The 20,997-nt window shown below is 71.0% G+C and carries 16 protein-coding genes; 3 read left to right on the top strand and 13 right to left on the bottom strand.

Features of this window, described 5'->3' with window-relative positions:
* Positions 1–3: 3 nt before the first annotated feature.
* The 9 genes from CTJ15_RS06400 to CTJ15_RS06440 form a co-directional block, all read right to left on the bottom strand.
* Positions 4–3,174, bottom strand: a complete 3,171-nt coding sequence (locus CTJ15_RS06400; protein ID WP_099781352.1) for an efflux RND transporter permease subunit — start codon at positions 3,172–3,174, stop codon at positions 4–6.
* A gap of 6 nt (positions 3,175–3,180) precedes the next feature.
* Positions 3,181–4,569 (bottom strand): efflux RND transporter periplasmic adaptor subunit, encoded by a 1,389-nt coding sequence (locus CTJ15_RS06405; protein ID WP_099781353.1) that lies wholly within the window; start codon positions 4,567–4,569, stop codon positions 3,181–3,183.
* A gap of 403 nt (positions 4,570–4,972) precedes the next feature.
* Positions 4,973–6,304, bottom strand: a complete 1,332-nt coding sequence (locus CTJ15_RS06410) for an MFS transporter (RefSeq protein ID WP_019461552.1) — start codon at positions 6,302–6,304, stop codon at positions 4,973–4,975.
* Positions 6,305–6,482: 178 nt separating this feature from the next.
* Positions 6,483–7,874: an FAD-binding oxidoreductase gene (locus tag CTJ15_RS06415; protein WP_099781354.1), complete on the bottom strand. Its 1,392-nt coding sequence runs from the start codon at positions 7,872–7,874 to the stop codon at positions 6,483–6,485.
* 69 nt (positions 7,875–7,943) lie between these two features.
* Positions 7,944–8,825 carry a dimethylarginine dimethylaminohydrolase family protein gene (locus tag CTJ15_RS06420; protein WP_099781355.1) on the bottom strand — a complete coding sequence of 294 codons (882 nt, stop codon included), beginning with the start codon at positions 8,823–8,825 and terminating at the stop codon, positions 7,944–7,946.
* A 105-nt stretch (positions 8,826–8,930) separates the two neighbouring features.
* Complete coding sequence (locus tag CTJ15_RS06425) at positions 8,931–10,199, bottom strand: class I SAM-dependent methyltransferase (protein ID WP_193009643.1); 1,269 nt, start codon at positions 10,197–10,199, stop codon at positions 8,931–8,933.
* Between the two features lie 229 nt (positions 10,200–10,428).
* On the bottom strand, positions 10,429–11,859 hold the full coding sequence (locus CTJ15_RS06430; protein ID WP_099781357.1) for a mannose-1-phosphate guanylyltransferase/mannose-6-phosphate isomerase: 1,431 nt from the start codon (positions 11,857–11,859) through the stop codon (positions 10,429–10,431).
* 112 nt (positions 11,860–11,971) lie between these two features.
* The gene (locus CTJ15_RS06435) at positions 11,972–13,480 is read right to left on the bottom strand and encodes a tripartite tricarboxylate transporter permease (protein ID WP_019461547.1); all 1,509 of its coding nucleotides are present in this window, start codon (positions 13,478–13,480) and stop codon (positions 11,972–11,974) included.
* A 13-nt stretch (positions 13,481–13,493) separates the two neighbouring features.
* Positions 13,494–14,090: a tripartite tricarboxylate transporter TctB family protein gene (locus tag CTJ15_RS06440; RefSeq protein ID WP_019461546.1), complete on the bottom strand. Its 597-nt coding sequence runs from the start codon at positions 14,088–14,090 to the stop codon at positions 13,494–13,496.
* Positions 14,091–14,486: 396 nt separating this feature from the next.
* On the opposite strand from CTJ15_RS06440, the gene CTJ15_RS06445 reads away from it, so the two are divergent.
* Together CTJ15_RS06445 and CTJ15_RS06450 are read left to right on the top strand one after the other, a co-directional pair.
* Positions 14,487–15,671, top strand: a complete 1,185-nt coding sequence (locus CTJ15_RS06445; protein ID WP_019461545.1) for a M20 family metallopeptidase — start codon at positions 14,487–14,489, stop codon at positions 15,669–15,671.
* Positions 15,672–15,703: 32 nt separating this feature from the next.
* Positions 15,704–16,693, top strand: a complete 990-nt coding sequence (locus CTJ15_RS06450; RefSeq protein ID WP_075822643.1) for a ketopantoate reductase family protein — start codon at positions 15,704–15,706, stop codon at positions 16,691–16,693.
* On the opposite strand, the gene CTJ15_RS06455 is transcribed toward CTJ15_RS06450, so the two are convergent.
* Complete coding sequence (locus CTJ15_RS06455) at positions 16,675–17,622, bottom strand: hypothetical protein (RefSeq protein ID WP_019461542.1); 948 nt, start codon at positions 17,620–17,622, stop codon at positions 16,675–16,677. The two genes, CTJ15_RS06450 and CTJ15_RS06455, sit on opposite strands and share 19 nt — an antisense overlap.
* A gap of 32 nt (positions 17,623–17,654) precedes the next feature.
* Complete coding sequence (locus CTJ15_RS06460) at positions 17,655–17,870, bottom strand: hypothetical protein (protein ID WP_037249763.1); 216 nt, start codon at positions 17,868–17,870, stop codon at positions 17,655–17,657.
* Positions 17,871–17,987: 117 nt separating this feature from the next.
* Here CTJ15_RS06460 and CTJ15_RS06465 point away from each other — a divergent pair, with 117 nt between their 5' ends.
* The gene (locus tag CTJ15_RS06465; protein ID WP_075822642.1) at positions 17,988–18,320 is read left to right on the top strand and encodes a DUF1491 family protein; all 333 of its coding nucleotides are present in this window, start codon (positions 17,988–17,990) and stop codon (positions 18,318–18,320) included.
* A gap of 114 nt (positions 18,321–18,434) precedes the next feature.
* On the opposite strand, the gene CTJ15_RS06470 is transcribed toward CTJ15_RS06465, so the two are convergent.
* Positions 18,435–19,835: a peptidoglycan -binding protein gene (locus CTJ15_RS06470; protein WP_099781358.1), complete on the bottom strand. Its 1,401-nt coding sequence runs from the start codon at positions 19,833–19,835 to the stop codon at positions 18,435–18,437.
* Between the two features lie 29 nt (positions 19,836–19,864).
* Positions 19,865–20,992, bottom strand: coding sequence for a hypothetical protein (locus CTJ15_RS06475; RefSeq protein ID WP_019461538.1), 1,128 nt, complete (start codon positions 20,990–20,992; stop codon positions 19,865–19,867).
* Positions 20,993–20,997: the final 5 nt, after the last annotated feature.

The following is a 20,997-nucleotide window of genomic DNA, read 5'->3' on the forward strand; positions in this document are numbered from 1 at the left end:
TCCCTACGCCGCCGGCTGGGCCGGCGGGCGGTCACCCCCGCTGCTGCCCATCCAGCCCTTCACGCGCTCGCGCAGCGATTGGAAGGTCACGTAGAGCATCGGGATGAAGAAGATGCCGACCAGCGAGGCGGCGAGCATGCCCCAGAAGACGGGGGTGCCCACCGCGCGGCGGGATGCGGCGGCGGCGCCGCTCGCCGTCACCAGCGGCAGCAGGCCGAGGATGAAGGCGATCGAGGTCATCATGATCGCGCGGAAGCGCAGGCGCGATCCCTCGATGGCGGCTTCGCGGATGCTCTTGCCACCCTCGCGGGCCTCCTTGGCGAATTCCACGATCAGGATGCCGTTCTTCGCCGCGAGGGCGATGAGCACGACGAGCCCGATCTGGGCGTAGATGTCCAGCGACAGGCCGCTGAACAGCACGCCGAGGAAGGCGCCGGTGATGGCCACGATCACCGAGAGCAGCACCGGCACCGGGATGGTCCAGCTCTCGTAGAGGGCCACGAGGAAGAGGAAGGCGAAGAGCACCGCGAGCGCCAGGATGATGCCCGTCTGGCCGGAGGCGAGACGTTCCTGGTAGGCGGTGCCGGTCCATTCGAAGCCGTAGCCGGCGGGCAGGGTGCGGCCCGACAGTTCCTGCATCGCGTTCAGCGCATCGCCCGAGGAGATGCCGGCGCGCGGCGAGCCCTGGATGGTGATGGCGCGGTAGTTGTTGTAGCGGCCGATGGTCTGCGGCCCCAGCACGACCCGGGCGGTGGCCAGGGCGCTGAGCGGGACCATCTCCCCGTTCGAGTTGCGGATGAAGACGCGCCACAGGTCCTCGACATTGGCGCGGTCGGGGAACTCGGCCTGGAGGTTGACCTGCCAGGTGCGGCCGAAGAGGTTGAAGTCGTTGACGTAGTAGCCGCCGAGGGTGGCCTGCAGCGTGGAGAAGATGCTGCTGATCGGCACCTGGAGGGCCTGCGCCTTGTCGCGGTCCACGTCGAGGTAGAGGCTCGGCGTGTTGGCGGTGAAGGTGGTGAAGACCGCCGACAGGCGCGGGTCCTGGTTCGCCGCGGCGATCAGGCCCATGGCGGCGGAGCCGAGATCGGCGGGGGAGCGGCCCTCGTAGTCCTGGAGCACGTATTCGAAGCCGCCGCCGGTGCCCAGGCCCTGGATGGGCGGCACGTTGAAGGCGAAGGCGCTGGCGGTGCGGATGGACTGCACCTGGCCGAAGACGCGGCCGATGGCGGCCTGGACGCTGCCCATCGCGCCCTCGCGGTCGGCGAAGGGCTTCATGCGCACGACGACGAAGGCGGAGTTGGACTGCGCGCCGCCGTCGATCAGCGAGAAGCCGACCACCGAGAGGGTGCCCAGCACCGCCGGGTTCTGCCGCACCATCTCCTCGATCTGCTTCGCCACCTCGCGCGAGCGGGAGACGCTGGCGGCGGGGGGAAGCTGGGCCTGGACGAAGAAGGCGCCCTGGTCTTCCTGCGGCAGGAAGCCCGTGGGGGTGCGGCGGGAAAGCTCCCAGGTGCCGAAGGCCAGCACCGCGATCAGCAGAACCGAGAGGGCGGAGACGCGCACCAGCCGCGCCACGATCCCGGCATAGCGGTCGCGGGTCCAGTCGATGCCGTTCAGCACGCGGCCCATGATTCCGCGCCGCCCGCCGCCATGGGCCGCGTCAGGATGCGGCCGCAGCAGGATGGAGCAGAGCGCCGGGGAGAGCGACAGGGCGTTGAGCGCCGAGATGAGCATCGAGGCGGAGATGGTGACCGCGAACTGCCGGAACATCTCGCCCGAGAGGCCGGGGATGAAGGCGATCGGCACGAAGACCGAGAGCAGCACCAGGGTGATGGCGATGATCGGCGCGGTGATCTCGCTCATCGCCTTCTTGGTGGCCTCGGCCGGGGTGAGGTGGGGTTCCTCCTCCATCACGCGCTCGACATTCTCGACCACCACGATGGCGTCGTCCACGACGATGCCGATGGCGAGCACCATGGCCAGCAGGGAGATGGTGTTGGCCGAGTAGCCGAGGCCGAGCAGCACGATGAAAGCGCCGATCAGGCTGACCGGCACGGCCACGGTGGGCACGATGGTGGCGCGCCACGAGCCGAGGAAGAAGAACACCACGGCCACGACGAGGACGAAGGCCTCGATCAGGGTCTTGATGACCTCGTGGATGGTGTCGTTCACGAAGTCGGTGGTGTCGTAGAAGACGTTGGTCTTCATGCCCTCCGGGAAGCGCTGGGACAGGCCGTCGAGCGTGTTGCGCACGGCGGCGGCGACGTTCACCGCATTGGCGCCGGGGGAGAGGTAGATCGCGAAGGCGACGGAGGGCTGGCCGTTGTAGCGGTTCTCCGTCTCCATGGTCTGGGCGCCGAGTTCCAGCCGCGCGATGTCGCGCAGGCGCAGCACCGAGCCGTCGGTGTTGGCGCGGATGATGATGTTGCCGAATTCCTCGGGGCTGGTCAGGCGCCCCTGGGTCTGCAGCGTCATCTGGAACTGCTGCGTGTCCGGCGCCGGGCGCCCGCCGAGGCGGCCCACCGCGGCCTGGACGTTCTGCGCCTGCACCGCCGTCACGATGTCGGAGGGGGTGAGGTTCAGGCTGACCAGGCGGTCCACGTTGAACCAGACGCGCATGGAATAGTCCTGCGCGCCGAAGATCGACACTTCGCCCACGCCCGGCACGCGGGCCAGCGTGTCCTTCATGTTGATGGTGAAGTAGTTCGACAGGAACAGCGGCGACTGCGCGTTGCCCTCGGAATAGAGCGTGCCGAAGAGCAGCACCGAGGAGGATCGCTTTCGCACCGTCACGCCGCTGCGCTGGACTTCCGTCGGCAGGCGGGCCAGGGCGGCCTGGACGCGGTTGTTCACGTTCACCGTGGCGATGTCGCCATTGGTGCCCAGGGTGAAGGAGACGGTGAGGCTGTAGGTGCCGTCATTGGCGCTCTTCGAGGACATGTAGATCATGTTCTCGACGCCGTTGATCTGCGCCTCCAGCACCTGGGCGACGGTGCTCTCGATCACCGCGGCGTTGGCGCCCGGATAGGTGGCGCTGACCTGCACCTGGGGCGGCACGATGTCCGGGAACTGGGCCACCGGGATGCGCATCAGCGAGATGGCGCCCGCGATGGTGATCACGATGGAGATGACGAAGGCCAGCCTCGGCCGGTCGACGAAGAGGGAGGAGATCATCGTCGGTCAGCCGGGATTCCGCTGGGCCGGGGATGCCGGCTGCGTCGAGGGCGCCTGGCTGCCTCCGGGCTGGCTGCCGCCGGTCGGGGCGGTGCCGCTGCCATTGGAGCTGCTGGCCGGCGCATTGCCGGCGGGGGGACTGCCGGGCTGGACCGGGCCGGCCGCGGGAGTCGCGGCGGGTGCCACCGGGGCGGGGTTCACCACCTGTCCGGGGCGGACGCGCTGGATGCCCTCGGCCACCATGATGTCGCCGGGGTTCAGGCCCTTCTCCACCACCGTATCCGCGCCCAGGGCGCGGCCGAGGGTGATGTCGCGGCGCTGGGCCTTCTTCTCCGCGTCCACGACGAAGACGTAGGAGCCCTGCTGGTCCTGCAGCACGGCGGCGCGGGGCACCACGATGGCCTGCACCGGCTCCACGCCCTCGACATAGACATTGACGAACTGGCCGTCGATCAGCGAGCGCGAGGGCACCGTGCCGCTGCTGCTGTTGCCGCGCACCGGGTTGGCGACCAGGGCACGCACCAGGATCGTGTCCGTGTTGCGGTTGATCTGGTTGTCGATGAACTCGATCCGCCCGCTCTCGGGATACAGCTCGCCGGTGTTCAGGCGCATGCGCACGCGCACGGCGTCGATGCCGCCGCGGTTGGCGTAGCGTTCATAGAGCTGGGTCGCGGCGCGGGAGCTGATGGGAAAGGAGACGCGCATCGGGTCCTGCGACACGATGGTTGCCAGGGTGCCGACATCGGGGCTGACCACGTTGCCGATGGTGAGGTTGGTGCGGCCGATGCGGCCGTCGATCGGCGCGATGATGTTGGTGTAGCCGAGGTTGATCTGCGCCACGCGGAGCTGGGCCTGGGCGGAGAGCAGGTTGGCGTTGGCGGTGCGTTCCTGGGCGGTCGCCGTGTCCAGGTTGGCGCGGGTGCCGAAGTTGCTGCGCGCGAGGTCCTGGGCGCGGGCGAGGGAGACGCGGGCATTGGTCAGCTCCGCCTCCGCCGAGGCGACGGAGGCCTGGGCCTGGGCCACCTGGGCCTCGAAGGGCGGACGCTCCAGCCGGTAGAGCACGTCGCCGCGCTTGACCTCCTGGCCTTCCTGGAACAGGCGTTCCTGCATGAAGCCGGTGACGCGGGCCTTGAGGTCCACGCGGTCGGTGGACTCGATCCGGCCGACGAATTCGGTGCTTTCCGTGACCGGGCGCGGCCTCAGCTCGATCACGCCGACCGCCGGCGGGCCCTGTGGCGCGCCCTGGGCCCAGGCCGTGGGGGCCAGGGCGGACAGGCCGAGCGACGGCAGCAGGACCGGCGCGGCGAAGGTGGAAGCGACGAGGGTGGCTGGCGCAACAAGCGCCGACCAGCCCAGCGACAGGCCGAGCGAGCCCTTGGCGATACGTCCCAACATCGTAGCTACTCCAGGCGTATCCGCGGACAACCGGGAAGGGGCCCGGGTGCGGTCTGATGGGGCTCCGGACGGCACCGCCCACAGAACCATGGGGGTTCGCGGGCGGGATTCCGGCATTGTTCCTGCCCGCCCCCGGCTGCGGACAGATTCGGGGCAGGGCGTCACACGGAGGGATGGCCCGGCGAGGGCCGCTGGTCAAGACTTACATTCGTGAATGATTGTGCGGCCGTATGTTTCATGGCCGGCTTCACCGCGGCTTTCTCCGGGACCCTTTCCAGCCGGGGCCTGGGCCGGAGCGGAACCGGATCGGGGAAACCTCGCACGACGACGCCCTCCGCACAGGCTGGGGATGGCAACTCGCCATCCAGGCCGCGGCGCGGCATCCCCTATCGCGCGCCGGCTGTTAACGATCCCGTGGGGCGGCCGCCTTCCCCACGGAACCCGCGCGGGGCCGCCCCAGCCAGGCGAAGACCAGTGTGCAGAGCAGCACCACCAGCGCCAGGAAGAGCAGCGCCGCGCCCGTGCCCGCTCGGCTGGCCACCACGCCGGAGCCGGGCTGCAGCACGGCGGCGCCGAGGAAGAAGGACAGGTTCACTGCGGACAGCGCCTTGCCGGTCTGTTCCGGCGGCACGAGGGCTCGGGTGGCAGCGAAGATCAGCGGCTGCACCCCGATGCTCAGGCCGAAGAGGGTGAGCATGGCGAGGTCCCAGCCCACCGGCAGGGGTCCGAGCAGCCCGTCCGGCCCTCCGGCGACCAGCAGCCCGATGGCGGCGGCGGCGGCGAGGTGCCCGCCGATCAGCAACCGCCGGCGCCAGCCTTCGTGCCGGCGGTCCACCACCCCCCAGCCGACGGTGCCGAGGATGAGGGCCAGGGTCGCCAGCAACAGGACATGGCCTGTCTCCAGCCGGTCCAGGCCCTTTTCCAGCATCAGCCAGGGACCGCCCCAGAGGCCGCGCAGGCAGGCCACGATGGCGAAGGAGCAGAAGGCCAGCACCACCGCCCCGCGCAGGCGGCGCGAGACGACGAGGCGCAGCACCTCGGCCGCGTCGCCCAGCAGGGAGCGGCGGCTTTCGCTGCCGGGCACCGGCCGGTCCCGCACCAGCAGGGCGGTGCAGGCCAGGGCGAAGACACCGAAGCCCAGCGCCGCCCAGAAGCCGGCACGCCAGCCCTCCCGTTCCACCAGCCAGGCGAGGGGAGAGGCGGAGAGCAGCATGCCCGTGTTGCCGATGGCCTGGATCAGCCCGCTCCAGAGGCCGAAGCGGGCCGGGCTCATGCGCTTGGCGGCCAGGGTCATCGGGGCGATCAGCGCCCCGGCGCAGCCAAGGCCGAGGACGAGCTGGGCGACAAGGAACCCGGCCGGGCCGCCCGCCAGGGCGGCGAGCAGCGTGCCGATGCAGACGATGGTGAGCAGCGCCAGCGAGACCGGCCGCACGCCGAAGCGGTCCAGCGCCACGCCGACGGGGATCTGACCCAGGGCGAAGGCGATGTGATAGGAGCCGGTCAGGCTGGACAGGCCCTCCGCCGTCAGGCCGAGATCGAGCTGGATGCGGTCGGCGGCGATGGCCGGCAGGGTGCGCAGCCCGTTGGACAGCATGTGGCCGAGCGCCAGGGCCAGGACCGGCAGCACAAAGCCGGCGCTGGCCTCGGCAGGGGCGGCGGGCCGGGCGGTGTGGTCCCCGCCGGTCTGCGGGGCGGCCTGGGAGATTCCCCGAGGCTGCGGCTGGAGCCGTGACATGGCGAGCGTCTTCCTTCCCGTGATCGGCCCGGGGGCTTGTGCCGCCCCTCGGGCCCTCCGGCGCGCCGTGGATCGCGCCGGGCGGGACCGGCGCCCGCGGCAAGGGGCTGCCGGTCCGTTCTGGTCCTGTCGCGAACCCTCCCCGGCGCGTCCTGGCACTCCGCGGAGGGAAGGGGCCTCAGTTCCGGAAGATCTTGCCCGGGTTCAGGATGCCCCTGGGGTCCAGCGCCGTCTTGACCGAACGCATCACCGCCAGGGCCTCGGGGCCGTGCTCGGCCTCCAGGAACTCGCGCTTGCCCAGGCCCACGCCATGCTCGCCGGAGCAGGTGCCGCCGAGGGAAAGGCCGCGGGCGACGATCTTCTTGTCCAGCTCCCAGGCCCGGTCCTGCGCCGTGGGGTCGGCCTGGTCCACCAGGATCGTCGTGTGGAAGTTGCCGTCGCCGACATGGCCGACGATGGGGGCGGTCATGCCGGAGGCCAGGATGTCCTCCTTCGCGCCGACGATGGCCTCGGCGAGACGGGAGATGGGCACGCAGACATCGGTGGCCATGCCGCGGCAGCCCGGCCTGAGGGCCACGCAGGCCCAGTAGGCGTCGTGCCGGGCCTTCCAGAGCCGGTTGCGCGTTTCCGCATCCGTGGCCCAGGCGAAGCCGCTGCCACCGAAGCTGTCGGCCAACTCCTGCACCGTCTCCGCCTGTTCCCGCACCCCGGCGGGGGAGCCGTGGAATTCCAGGAAGAGGGTGGGCAGGGCCTGGTAGCCTTCCAGCTTCGAGTAGCGGATGCAGGCATCCATCTGGATCTCGTCCGCCAGCTCGATGCGGGCGACGGGGATGCCGGCCTGCATGGTGGCGATGACGCATTCCACGGCGCCGCGCAGCGTCCCGAACTGGCAGACCGCCGCCGAGGTGGCCTCGGGGATGCCGTGCAGGCGCAGGCGGATCTTCGTGATGATGCCGAGCGTGCCCTCGGAGCCGATCAGGAGGCGGGTCAGGTCGTAGCCGTTGGCCGCCTTGCGGGTGCGGGAGCCGGTGTTGATGACGCGGCCATCGGCGAGGACGACCTCCAGCCCCATGACGTTCTCGCGGATCGTGCCGTAGCGCACCGCGTTGGTGCCGGAGGCGCGGGTCGCGCACATGCCGCCGATGGTGCAGTGGCTGCCAGGATCGACCGGGAAGAACAGGCCCTGGTCGCGCAGGTGGTCGTTGAGCTGGTGGCGGGTGACGCCCGGCTCGATCAGGCAGTCCATGTCCTCCTGGCTCACCTCCAGGATGCGGTCCATGCGCGACAGGTCAAGGCTGATGCCGGCGCGGACGGGATTGGCATGGCCCTCCAGCGAGGTGCCGGCGCCGAAGGCGGTGACCGGGACCTCGTGCCGATGGCAGAGGGCGAGGAGGCGCGAGACCTCCTCGGTGGTCAGGGGATAGGCGACGGCGTCGGGCAGGGTGGGGGTGGTGGTGTCCTCGCCCCGGCTGTGCTGCTCCCGCACCGCCTGGTTGGTGGAAAGCCGGTCGCCCAGGAATTCCCGGGCCTCGGCGATCACCTGCTCCACGGGCCTCGACGGGATGTTCATGGACGTTTCACTCCGCTTCGCGCGACAGGCGACAGAACGTCACGCTCCGCGTGACAGGTGATCAGGGCGTCACGCTTCGCGTGACAAGGGACAGGTCAGGCAGTGAGGGCCGCCGCCGCCGAGGGTGAAGAGTGTGATCTCCGGATCGAGCACCGTCAGCCCCTCCGCCCGCAGGGCAGCGTTGAGCGCGGTGCTGGCCCGGGCCGAGACCACCTGGCCGTCGCCCAGGGCGAGGATGTTGCAGCCGAGCGCCATGGCATCCCGGTAGGAAACGGGAATGCAGCGGATGCCGTGCCCCGCCAGCCAGTCCACGAAGCCCGGGTCCAGCACGTCGAGGCAGGCGACGGCGAGGCCGGGGGCGGCCATGCAGAAGATCACGTCGAGATGCAGGAAATGCTCGTCGAAGAACTCGACCCGCACCTCCCAGCCCTCGGCGCGGAGCCATTCCGCGAGCTGCTCCGCCCCCGCCTCGTCGGTGCGGCCGCCGCTGGCGCCGATGCAGGCGAGGCCGGGGCGGATAACGTGGATGTCGCCGCCCTCCAGCGTGCCGGCGCTGGACTTGCGCCAGAAGGTGGAGCCATGGGCGGCGTGGAAGTCGGTCAGCGGCGCGTACTCGCCCCGGCGCTGCGGGCGTTCGAGCTGGCAGAGCACCGGGCCGGCATGGGTCACGACCACGCTGTCGCGGGTATAGACCATGTAGGGGAGGTGCGGCTCCGGCACCAGCCGGTGCACCCGCGCGCCGCCCTGCGCCAGGGCGTGGCAGAGCTCGGCATGCTGCTGCCGCAGGTGATCGGCCGCCGGGCGCTGCCGCGTCTCGCTCAGCGTGCGGCGGACGATGCTGTTCAGCGGCATCCAGCGGTAGTGGTCTGGCGGGCAGACCAGCACGTCGTTCAGGCGGCCGGTCTCGCTGCTGACGCGCCAGGGCGCGCCGGGATGGGGGAGGGCGGACATGCGGAACAGCCTAGAGGGGCGGAGCCCAGGCCGGAAGCGAGCAGCCGCGTGCCATGATTGCCAGGGGCGCTGCTGCCGGGAGCACGGATGCCCGGACCCGGGGCGTCAGGATGCCGCGGGGCCGTCCGGCCATTCCTGCAGCTCCACGCCGCGCCGCGCGGCGAAGCCCGCGCCGCCCGTGGCCAGGCAGCGGAATTCCAGGCCGAAGGTCATCTCGCCCAGCACGAAGTCGAGCGAGGGGGCCTCGTCGCCGGCGCGGATCTCGCAGCGGGCCAGGGGTGCCTCCGTCTCCCGGGCCACCACCTCGCAGACGGCGATCACGCCGTCGGCCTGTTGCGGCAGGCGCAGCCGCCAGGAAACCCTGTAGCGCCCGGCACGCAGGGGCATGTAGGGACCGTAGAGCACGGCGCCCTGGCTGCCCGGCGCGGCGGTCACCCATTCGCCTTCCGCATCGGCCTCGACGGCATGGCCCGGCGCCGCCAGGAGGCGCTGCACACGTTCCGGCCAGTGCTGTCGGAAAAGATCCGACATCAGGGCCCGGACCGCCGGCGCATCGGGCGCCCGGTCGCTGCGGACCGCCTCGACCCACCAGATGAAGGAATCCTCCGGCCGGTCATGCGCGGCGATCAGGCGCTCGGGCACGGACCAGCCGGGATGGGGGGCGTTGGGGTCGAAGGGAAGGACTTCCCCGCTACGCGAATCGCGGCAGAGCCAGATCCCGCGTGTCACCGTCACGTCGAAGCCGGCGAGCCGGGCGAGTTCCTGCGCCTCGGTTTCGGTCAGCTCGATGGTGTGCTCCGAATGACTCCAGTTCAGCAGCCTGGTCACGTGACGGTTCGGGCTGTCCATCACGAGGTGGCCGCCCGGCTTCAGCACCCTGGCCGCTTCCAGCACGAAGCCCGCGACCTCCTCCGGCCAAAGGTGTTCCAGGTTCTGGCCCGAAAAGACGAGGTCGCAACTCGCATCCGGCACGTCGGACATGTCGGAGGCGGTGTTGGCGATCCAGGTGACATTGTCCGGCAATCCCTCCGGCCGGGGCGAATAGTACTCGATGCCGAGATGCTCGGGCACGCGGCCATAGGTCTGCTCGATCCACTCGAAGTACCAGAGGCCGGCGCAGCCCGCGCTGAGAAGGCGCTGGGCACCGGGCGGCATGGCGCGGAGGAAGGCGCCGCGCGACTGGTGCAGGAGGAGGTTCACGTTCAACGGGGCGGGGCGTTCCGCCGGCGGGGCGGGGGAAGGGGCGGGAAGCGGCGCGGTCCCGGCCGAAGGCGCCGCGGAGAAGGCGCCGTTCGGGCGGGACTGCGCGAGCAGGGCACCCTCCAGCACCGCGAGGCGGTCCGACAGGCCATTGGTGCCGATGATGGAGCGCACGGCGCGTGTCGCAGGCCGCAGGATATCTCGAATCAAGTCCATTCCCCCCGAGCCACCTGAAGGCTGGTTCCATCATCCTGCCGGTGGAACGGACCGCGGGGAATGACCTATTTCGTGCCGGGGCTGGCGGAAAGGCGCGCAAAAGGAAAGCGCCCCGGACGACTGGCCCAGGGCGCTTCGAAGCGGATGCCGAAGAGGGTGGCGGGGGAGGGGCCCGCCGGGCCGGGGCTCAGGCCCGGCCGTAATTGTCCTCGTAGCGGACGATGTCATCCTCGCCGAGATAGGAGCCCGACTGCACCTCGATCAGGGTCAGCGGGATCATGCCCGGGTTCTCCATGCGGTGGACGCAGCCCAGCGGCAGATAGACGCTCTCGTTCTCGCGGACGAGCAGGCGCTCGGAATCCCGCTCCACGATGGCGGTGCCGTTCACCACGACCCAGTGCTCGGCGCGGTGGTGGTGCTTCTGCAGGCTGAGCTTCTGGCCCGGGCGGACCTGGATCTTCTTCACCTGGAAGCGGTTGCCGAGGATCAGGCCCTCGTAGTGACCCCAGGGGCGATAGGCGCGGCGGTGCTCGGTCGCCTCCTTGATCCCGGCGGCCCTGAGCTTCTCCACCAGCTTTTTCACGTCCTGCGCCCTGTCGCGGGACATGGCGAGCACGGCGTCCTCGGTGACGACGATCACCGCGTCCTTGAGGCCGACCACGCCGGTCAGCATGCCCTCGGAACGGACGAGGCAGCCCTCGGCCTCCACCAGATGGACGGGACCGTGGGTGGCGTTGTCCTTCTCGTCCTTGGGCGAGACGGCCCAGAGGGCATCCCAGGAGCCGACATCGGACCAGCCGAGCGATGCGGGCACGACCACGGCATGCGGGGTCTTCTCCATCACCGCGTAGTCGATGGAGATGGAGGGCGCCTTGCAGAAGGCCTTGGCGTCGAGGCGCACGAAGTCGAGGTCGCGCTTGGCACCCTCCACCGAGGCGCGCACGGCCTCCATCAGCTCGGGCGCCAGGCGCTCCAGCTCCGCCAGCCAGGTCGCGGCGGAGGCCACGAACATGCCGGAATTCCAGAGATGGCGGCCGCCCTCCAGGAAGTGGCGGGCGGTGGCGACGTCCGGCTTCTCGACGAAGCTCTTGATCTTGAAGAGCCCCTCTGCCCCTGGCAGCGGGTCGCCGGATTCGATGTAGCCGTAGCCGGTCTCGGGCGCCGTCGGCTTCATGCCAAAGGCCACGATGGAGCCTGCCTCGGCGGCCGCGGCGGCCAGCTTCACCGCTTCCAGCAGGGCGTCCTTGTCCTGGATCACGGCGTCGGCGGCCATGATCCAGAGGATGGCGCGCGGGTCCTGCTCGGCGGCGATCAGGGCAGCGGCGGCGATGGCGGGGGCGGAGTTACGGCCCTCCGGCTCCAGGACGATGCGCGCGCCCTCGATGCCGTCCTCGCGCAGCTGCTCGGCCACCAGGAAGCGGTGCGGTTCCGAGGCCACCAGGACGGGCGGCGCGAAGCCAGGGCCCTGGGCACGGCTCGCCGTGGCCTGGAGCATGGTCTTCTCGCCGACCAAGGGCCAGAACTGCTTCGGATAACCCTCGCGCGACAGGGGCCAGAGCCGGGTGCCGGTCCCTCCGCAGAGGACGACGGGAATGAGAGACGCAGCGGCAGCTGTCATCGATCGCGCGGGTCCTTACACTCGGTAGCCTCACGACCTAGCGGAGCGCTGCCTAAAAGGGAAGCGGGCCATAGGCCCGCTTCTAATTTAGAAATTTGTTACTTTTACAAGATCATTCCGCGATGGCCTCATCCTTCTTGCGACGCAGCGCGGGAAGCATCATCGAGCCGAGGACCAGGGCGCAGATCACCAGCAGGCAGGCGCTGATGGGGCGGTTGGCGAAGTCGATGAAGACATAGGCGTCGCCGCGCGAAAGCAGCATGGCGCGGCGCAGGTGCTCCTCCATCATCGGGCCGAGCACGAAACCGATCAGCAGCGGGGCGGCCGAGAGGTTCAGCTTGGTGAAGACATAGCCCAGGATGCCGAAGGCCAGCGTCTGGTAGACGTCGAAGACGCTGTTGTTGAGCGAGTACACACCGATCATGCAGAACATGAGGATGGCGGGGTACATGTACTTGTAGGGCACGCTGAGCAGCTTCACCCACATGCCGATCAGCGGCAGGTTGATGACCAGCAGCATCAGGTTGCCGATCCACATGGAGCAGATCAGGCCCCAGAACAGGTCGGGCTGGGCCTCGACCATGCGCGGGCCGGGCTGGATGCCCTGGATGATCAGGGCACCCACCATCAGCGCCATCACGGCATTGGCCGGGATGCCCAGCGTGAGCAAGGGGATGAAGGAGGTCTGGGCGGCGGCGTTGTTGGCGCTCTCGGGGCCGGCCACGCCCTCGATGGCGCCATTACCGAACTCGTGGCGGTACTTGGAGACCTTGCGCTCCAGCATGTAGGAGCCGAAGGCCGACAGCGCCGCGCCGCCGCCGGGCAGGATGCCCAGCACCGAGCCCAGCACCGTGCCGCGCAGCACCGAGGGGGTGGCGCGGCGGAACTCCTCCCTGGTCAGCCAGAGGCTGCCGATCTTGGTCTTGAGCACCTCGCGCGCCTCGGGGCGCTCCAGGTTCAGGATGATCTCGGAGATGCCGAACATGCCCATGGCGATGGAGGCGAAGCCGAGCCCGTCGGAAAGCTCGGGGATGCCGAAGGTGAAGCGCTGCTGGCCGGTCTGCACGTCGGTGCCGACCAGGCCGAGGGCCACGCCCAGCACCACCATGGAGATGGACTTGAGCACCGAGCCCTGGGCCAGCACGGCCGAGATGATCAGGCCGAGCAGCATCAGCGAGAAGTAGTCCGCCGGGCCGAAGGAGAGCGCCACCTGGGTCAGCAGCGGGCCGGAGGCCGCCACCACCAGGGTCGCCACCGTGCCGGCGAAGAAGGAGCCCAGCGCGGCGATGGTCAGCGCTGCCCCCGCCCGCCCGTTGCGGGCCATCTTGTAGCCTTCGAGCGTGGTCACCACCGAGGAGACCTCGCCCGGCAGGTTCAGCAGGATGGCGGTGGTCGAGCCGCCATACTGCGCGCCGTAGTAGATGCCGGCGAGCATGATGATGGCGGTGGTGGCGGGCTGGCCGAAGGTGATGGGCAGCAGCAGGGAGATGGTGGCCACCGGGCCGATGCCCGGCAGCACGCCGATGGCGGTGCCGATCAGGGCGCCGAGCAGCGCGAAGAGCAGGTTGTCGAGGGAGAGCGCGACGCCGAAGCCGTGCGCGAGGTTCGCGAAGAGGTCCATGGTGCGTCCGCTCTCAGAAGGCCGTCGGCCAGACCGGCACCCGGATGTCGAGCTGCCAGATGAAGATGACCCAGGCCATCACGACCAGCGCCACGAGCATGCCCAGCACGCCCCGGGCCGTGTGGCTGCTGTCGGCGAAGACGCTGACGGTCAGGCTCAGCACCAAGGCCACCACCAGCCCGAGCGGCTCCAGCGCCAGGGCGAAGATCGCCATGCAGACGCTGACCAGCGCCAGCGGCCGCCAGCCCGGCGAGGCCGCCATGATGCCCAGCCCGACCACGAAGGCAAAGCCGACCTGGCGCCAGTTGCCCTCGCCCACTCCCATGCGCTCCAGCACCTGCCAGACCACCAGCCCCGCCGCGGTGCCGAGCAGCACCGTGGTCAGGTCCGTGTTCGTCCAGCGCTCCAGCGCGTCGGGGCCGCTGCGCAGGCTCACCAGCACAACCAGCGCCCCCAGGATCAGCAGCAGTACGAATACCAGCATGGGCATGTAGCCCGGCCCCATCCGCCGGGCATCGCCCAGCGTATGGTCCGTGTTAAGCCAGAGCCCGACCAGGGCCAGCAGTACCAGCAGCCCCCCCGAGATCAGGTCCTTCGTGTTGATCTTCACGCGTCTTGTCTCCGAATCGCGCTACGCGGCCGGTTCGGGCCGGGCATGGCCTCATCCTCAGCCACCCCGGATGGGGGAGAGGCAGTGTCCAGCAAAGGCATGGGGAGGGGGTGGCGGGCCGGCCGCGCCGGATATCCTGGCATCCGGCACCCGGCGCGCTGGCCGGTGGCGCCCTGGGCGAGCGGCATCCCATTATCCTCCCATGACTTTGAAGTTGACCAAGCGTAATGCGGGGAAACACACCGTCGCAAGGGATCGCCCTTGTGGGATGCCCCACCTTTTTTCATGCTGCCCTGCAGCAGGGGGCGGCTGCCCCTCCACTTTCCCATCCCGCGCGACCCTCCGGGCGATTTCCACCCGCCAGGGCACGCGTCCCGCGCCCTCCGGAGGCCCCCCGTGACGGAACCACGCCCCAATGACCCCACCGGCCGAATCGCCGGCATCGCCGAGGCCGCCGAGGCGCGGCTGATCGGCCTGCGCCGCGACATCCACGCGCATCCGGAGCTGGGCTTCGAGGAGGTGCGCACCGCCGGGATCGTGGCGGCGGAGCTGGCGCGGCTGGGCATCGCGCACCGGACCGGGGTGGGGCGGACCGGTGTGCTGGGGGTGATCGAGGGCGGTCGGCCGGGGCCAACCCTGGCGATCCGCGCCGACATGGACGCGCTGCCGATCCACGAGGAGACGGGACAGGGTTTCGCCAGCACCGTGCCGGGCAAGATGCATGCCTGCGGCCATGACATCCACACGGTGACGCTGCTCGGCGTGGCGGAGGTGCTGCGGGAGATCGCCCCGATGCTGGCGGGTCGCGTCGCGCTGGTCTTCCAGCCGGCGGAGGAGATCCTGGAGGGCGCCGCCGCCATGATCGCCGACGGGGCGGCGGAGGGCGTGGACATGGCGCTCGGCTTCCACAACGTGCCGGACAGGCCGGTCGGCAGCTTCGGCTATGTGAGGGGGACGGGACTGGCGGCCTCGGACCTGTTCGACCTCACCATCCGGGGGAAGTCGGGCCATGCGGCGCACCCTTACGCGGCGGTGGACCCGATCGTGGCGGCGGCGCAGTTCGTGTCGCAGGTGCAGACGGTGGTGAGCCGCGAGGTGCGGCCGCTGCACCCCGCCGTGGTGACGGTGGGCATGTTCCAGGGCGGCACGACCTACAACATCATCCCCGAGCGCGTGGCGCTGAAGGGCACGGTTCGGACGCTGCACCCGGAGGCGCGCGACACCGCCGAGGCCGCCATCCGCCGCCTGGTCGCCGGGCTGGAGCTGGGGATGCGCGTGACCTGCGAGCTGAACTATGCCCGCCGCGTGCCGCCGCTGGTGAATGACGACCGGGTGCTCGACCCCTCGGTGGCGGCGATCCGGGCGCAGCTCGGCGTCGAGCCGGAGGCGGGGGAGCCGAGCATGGGGTCGGAGGATTTCTCCGCCTTCTCGGAGCGGATGCCCGCCTTCCAGATGCTGATCGGCTCCGGCGCGCCGGGGCGGGACGACCGGCTGCACAACGCCTTCTACCAGCCCGACGAGCGCTGCATCGCGCTGGGCGTGCAGGCGCTGTCCCGCGCGGCACTCGAATTGCTGTCCTGAGCGTGACGGGTCCGATAGGGGACGAGATCGGCATGAAAGTCTGCGTTTTCGGCGCCGGGGCGATCGGCGGCCATCTGGCGATGCGCCTGGCGAAAGGCGGGGCGGAAGTGTCCGTGGTCGCGCGGGGCACGCAGCTCGCCGCCATCCGTGCACGCGGCCTGACGGTGCGGGCCTATGACGGCGAGCACCACGCACGCCTCGCCGCGTCGGAGGACCCGGCGGAGTTCGGGCCGCAGGACGTGGTGGTCGTCACCACCAAGTCGCCCGCCCTGCCACAGGTGGCCCGGGCGATCAGGCCTCTGCTGGGGCCGGAGACCGCCGTCGTCTTCGCGCTGAACGGCATTCCCTGGTGGTATCTCGACGGGGCCGGCGGGGTGCTGAAGGGGCAGCACATGCCGGAGCTCGATCCGGGCGGGGTGCTGCACGGCGCCATCGGCATCGGGCGCACGATCGGCGGGGTGGTCTATTCCTCCTGCACCGTGGTCGAGCCCGGCGTGATCTCGGTGGAGGGCAAGGGCAGCCGCCTGATCCTGGGCGAGCCGGACGGGCGGGTGACGCCGCGCATCGAGGCGCTGGCCGGGCTGCTCCAGGCCGGCGGGCTCACCGAGGTGCCGGTGACCACGGAGATCCGCAAGGAGGTCTGGGCCAAGCTGATGGGCAACATCTCCTATGGGCCGCTCTGCATCCTGACGCGGCGGAACCTGCGCGAGACCTATGCCGACCCCGCGGTTGCCGCGGCCGCGGAGCGGATGATCCGCGAGGCGCAGACCATCGCCGCCGCGCTCGGCATCACGCTCGACACCGATCCGGTACAGCAACTCGCCGGTGTCGGGCGCAGCGCGCACAAGCCGTCGATCCTGCAGGACCTGGAGCTCGGCCGGCAGATGGAGGTGGAGTCGATCCTGCTGGCGCCGCTGCGCATCGCCCGCATGGCCGGGGTGGCAACGCCGACCCTCGACCTCGTCGTGGCGCTGGCAAGGAGTGTCGCCGAGGGCGCCGGCCTCTACACGCCAGCGGGATAGGGCGGTGCGGCGGGCAGGCTGGTCTGGCCCAGCACCCAGCCTTCCCAGTGCCGCACCCAGGGATCGTCCGGCACGAAATCCGGCCGGATGCCGTCCAGCACCCCGATGAGGCCGAGCAGGCCGAGCAGGCTGTCGAAGCGGTCCTCCCCGGCGGCATCGGCGCCGAAGCCATCCGCCATGGCCTCCGCCAGAGGCGCGTCCGGCCGGACGCCCAGCCGGGCCATGGCCTCCCGCAGTTCCGGCAGCACCCGGAGGCGCACGGTGCGGTCGCGCTTGCTGCCGGACAGGCGCAGGCCGAGATGGCGCAGGCATTCGGCCGGATAGACCTCGGCCAGCACGGCCCGGCCCGGCGCCAGCAGGCCGTGCAGCCCGCCCTCGAAGGGCCAGAGGCGGTAGGGGGCGCCGGCGGAAAGGGCCGGGACCAGCCAGTCCCTCCAGGCGGAGATCGCCGCCTTGCCGGTCTGGTTCGCCCCCAGCGTCCAGAAGAGCGGCGCCCCAGCGGGGCGTTCCGCGGTGGCGAGGTCGCAGAGCCGGCACAGGCCCGACGCATCCGCCATGCCCAGCGCCAGGGCATGTTCCAGCCGGGTCATGCCGCGCATCCCGCGCGCCGGGTAGAAGGGACTGCCGGCCGAGACCTCGGCCACCGTCTCCGCGACGCGCCAGAAGCCGGGCTGCCGCGCGAGGCCGCGCAGGAAGGCGGGGAAGTCCGGTTCGGGGCGCGCCCGGGCATAGGCGCGCGGCAGGCCGAGCGGCAGGTCGAGCCCCAGCGCCACGGTGGGCCCCTCCGCCAGCAGGGCGGCGGCCCAGGCAGCGGGCTCGCCGACCGGGCGCGGGGCGGTGGCAAGCCAGCCACCCGGTCCCGTGCGCCGGGCGCCGGTGAACCAGCGCTTGCCCGGGTTCACCGACCAATCGGCATGGGCCGCGATCATCGCCCGCACCTTGCCGGGGCCGGTGCCGGGCTTCAGCCGATCGGCTTGTTGGCCTTTTCCATCAGCTTGCTGAAGAAGGCGCGCGCCTTGCCCGGCGGCTTGGGCGCCTCGGTCGCCGCGGCTTTCGCCGTCTCGCGCTCCCGCTCGCGGGATGCGAGCCACTTCTCCAGGCTCATGCCCGCCTTGGCCGCGCGCTTGGCCTCATAGGCGCGCTGGCCCTCCGTCAAACGGCGCTCCGGTGCAGCCATCTTTTCCCTGATCCCCTATGCCCTGTCGGCGGCGGGTGTTTCGCGCGGCGGCGCGGCGTCGGCAAGAGGCTGCGGCGGGGCTTGCGCCGCAGGCGCGGCGACGGCACCTCCAGAAGCATGGAAGCGCGCGTGAAAGCCGGTATCTGGGCCTCGATGGCCCTTCGCCTCGGGGACCAGGCCGGCCGCCCCGGCATGGTGCTGCGCAAGGGGGACCCCGACAGCGGCGGCATCCTCTGCGTCCTGCACGGACGGGAGGGCATGGTCGTGCTGTCCCAGGTGCGCGACGCCGAGGGCCGGCAGGCCTGGATGCGTGGCACCGGCACGGCGGCGGTGGACCAGGAGGCGGCCGATGCCTATGTCGCCCGGCAGGTGAAACGCGACCCGGACCTCTGGGTGCTGGAATTCGAGGCTCCGGACCTCCTGCCGCCCTTCGAGGCGAAGATCATCTGATCCGGCCCCCGGCCTGGGGCGTTGCTCTGCGTGGCCAGCCCCGGGCGGGGGGCGGGGGAAAGGCAGCGCCTTGCCGCCAAGGAACGGGTTGCCGGACCAGGGGGCTGGCCGGCCTCAGCGGTCGGTCAGCCGCAGTTCGATGCGCCGGTTCCGCGCCAGGGCCTCGGGGCTGTCGCCCGGGTCGATCGGCTGGTTGTCGCCAAAGGCGGCGGCGGCCACCCGGTTGGCGGGCAGGCCCTCGCTGATCAGCAGCTGCGCCACGGCGATGGCACGGGCGGCGCTGAGCTCCCAGTTCGAGGCGAAGCGCCCGCCACCACGGAAGGGCGTGCGGTCGGCATGGCCATCGACGCGCAGGATCCAGGGCGTGCCGGGCGGGATACGGCCGGAGATCTCCTTGAGCACCCCGGCGATCTGGCGGATCTGCGCCTTGCCGCTGTCGGACAGGTCGGCGCTGCCCACGGGGAAGAGCACCTCGGACTGGAAGACGAAGCGGTCGCCGACGATGCGGATGTCGGGGCGGTCGCCCAGCACCTGGCGCAGCCGGCCGAAGAAGTCGCTGCGGTAGCGCTGCAGTTCCTCGACCTTGGCGGCGAGGGCGGCGTTCAGGCGGCTGCCGAGATCGGCGATCTGCGCGTCCTTCTCCTGCCCGGACTTCTGCTGCACGTCGAGCGCGGCGGCGAGGCGCTGGAGCTGTGCCTTCAGATCGTCGATCTGCCGGGCCAGCAGGGCGGCCTGGGCCTGGGCGCTTTCCGACAGGCGCACCGCCTCGCCATGGGCGTGCTGCTCCTCGCCGAGCTTCGCCTGGGCCTCCTGCGCCTGCTTCTCCAGCTGGTCGCGCAGCGCGGTCAGGGCGCGCACCTGGTCGGCGAGCTTCGCGGCCTCGGCCTGGAGCGAGGCGATCTGTGCCTGGGACTGGGCCTGGGCCTGGGCCAGCGACTGTTCCGCCTGCTGCCGCCCGGCCTGGGCGGCGCTCAGGGCGCGGGCGGCCTCGGCACGCTGGCGCACCGCCTCGGCGGTCTGGCCGCCCACCGCCTCGGCCCGGCCCAGCGCCTCGGTCAGGCGCGATTCCAGCGAGGCGATACGCTCGCCCGTGCCACGCGCGGCGAGTTCGGCATCCGAAAGGCGGGCGGCGAGCTGGTCGCGGGCCTCGCGCAGGGTGTCGCGTTCGTCATGGAGCTGGTCGCGTTCCGTGCGCAGCCCGGTCAGCTCGCCCTGGGCCGCGTCGCGGGCGGCGGCGGCCCGGCGCGCCTCGTCCTGGGCACGGCCAAGGCTGGCGCGGAGTTCGTCTGTCTGGCTGCGTTCCAGGGAAAGCAGGTCGGCCAGTTCCGCCACCTGCCGGTTCAGCCGGTCCAGCGCCCGGTCGCGCGAGCTGAGCGTGACGGACAGGAAGCCCTGCGCCAGCACGAAGACCAGCAGCACGAAGATGATGACCATCAGCAGGGTGGACAGGGCGTCCACATAGCCGGGCCAGGCGTTGAGCCCCTCGCGCTGGGAACGCCGGATGCCGCGCGCCATGGGTCAGCGCCCTGCCTGCATGGCCGCCATCAGGGCGATTCCGCCAGGGCGGCAATGGTGCGGGCGAGCAGCTTGATCTCGCTGCGGATCTCCTGGGTGGACTGCGCGCGGCCCTGGCTCACCTCCTCGACGAGGCGGGCGAGGTAGAGCTCGATGTTGCGCAGATGGGCGTAGGAGGCCTCGCCATGCCCCTGCGCCTCGCCCAGCCGGTGGAGGACCGGGTTCAGCGATGCCTGCCCCTCGGCCATGCGCTGCATCAGCACCTGGCTGGCGCGCATCTGGTCGGTCAGCACGGACAGGCGCTCGGTCAGCGTGTTCAGCGCCTGCCCGGCATGGGCGGAGCGTTCCTCGCCGCGCGCCATGATGCGCTGGAGGCCTTCCAGGTTCTCGGCGGTCTGTTCCAGCAGGGCCTGCACATAGGCGGGGACGGAGCCGCCCTCGCCCTCGGCGCCCAGCACGCCGGAGGAGAGGCGGGTGGCGGAGGCGAGCCATTCCTCCAGCTCGTTGTAGAAGCGGTTCTGTGCCTGCCCGGCGGTCAGGTCGAGGAAGCCCAGCACCAGCGAGCCGCCGAGGCCCAGCATGGAGGAGGAGAAGGCGATCGACATGCCGCCGAGCGGCTGGGCGAGGCCCGACTTGAGCTGGTTGAACAGCGTGTTCAGGTCGCCGGAGCCGACCGACATGCTGTTGATCACCTCGCCCACCGCGCCGATGGTCTGGATCAGGCCCCAGAAGGTGCCGAGCAGGCCGAGGAAGATCAGCAGCCCGGTCATGTAGCGGGAGAGTTCCCGGCTCTCGTCGAGCCGCGCGGCGATGCCGTCCAGCACCGAGCGCATCGCCGGACCGGACAGGGAGAAGCCCTCGCCGCGCCGGCTGCCCAGCATGGAAGCCATGGGGGCGAGCAGGCTCGGCGGCGCCTGCGCCGTCTGGCCGGGGCCTTGACGGCGGAACTCCTCCAGCCAGTCGGCCTCGCGCCGGATGGTGAGCACCTGGCGGAAGGTCCAGACGATGCCCAGCAGCAGCACGCCGAGGATCACCCCGTTCAGCACCGGGTTGGCCATGAAAGCCACCAGGAGCTGCGCCGAGAGCAGGGCCGCGATGGCCAGCACCACGGCCAGGAAGACCACCATCCGCAGCAGGTAGCGGGTGGGGCGGGTCATGGGAT

The organism is Roseomonas sp. FDAARGOS_362, assembly GCF_002754815.1.
In the GTDB taxonomy this organism is placed as follows: Bacteria; Pseudomonadota; Alphaproteobacteria; order Acetobacterales; family Acetobacteraceae; genus Roseomonas; species Roseomonas mucosa.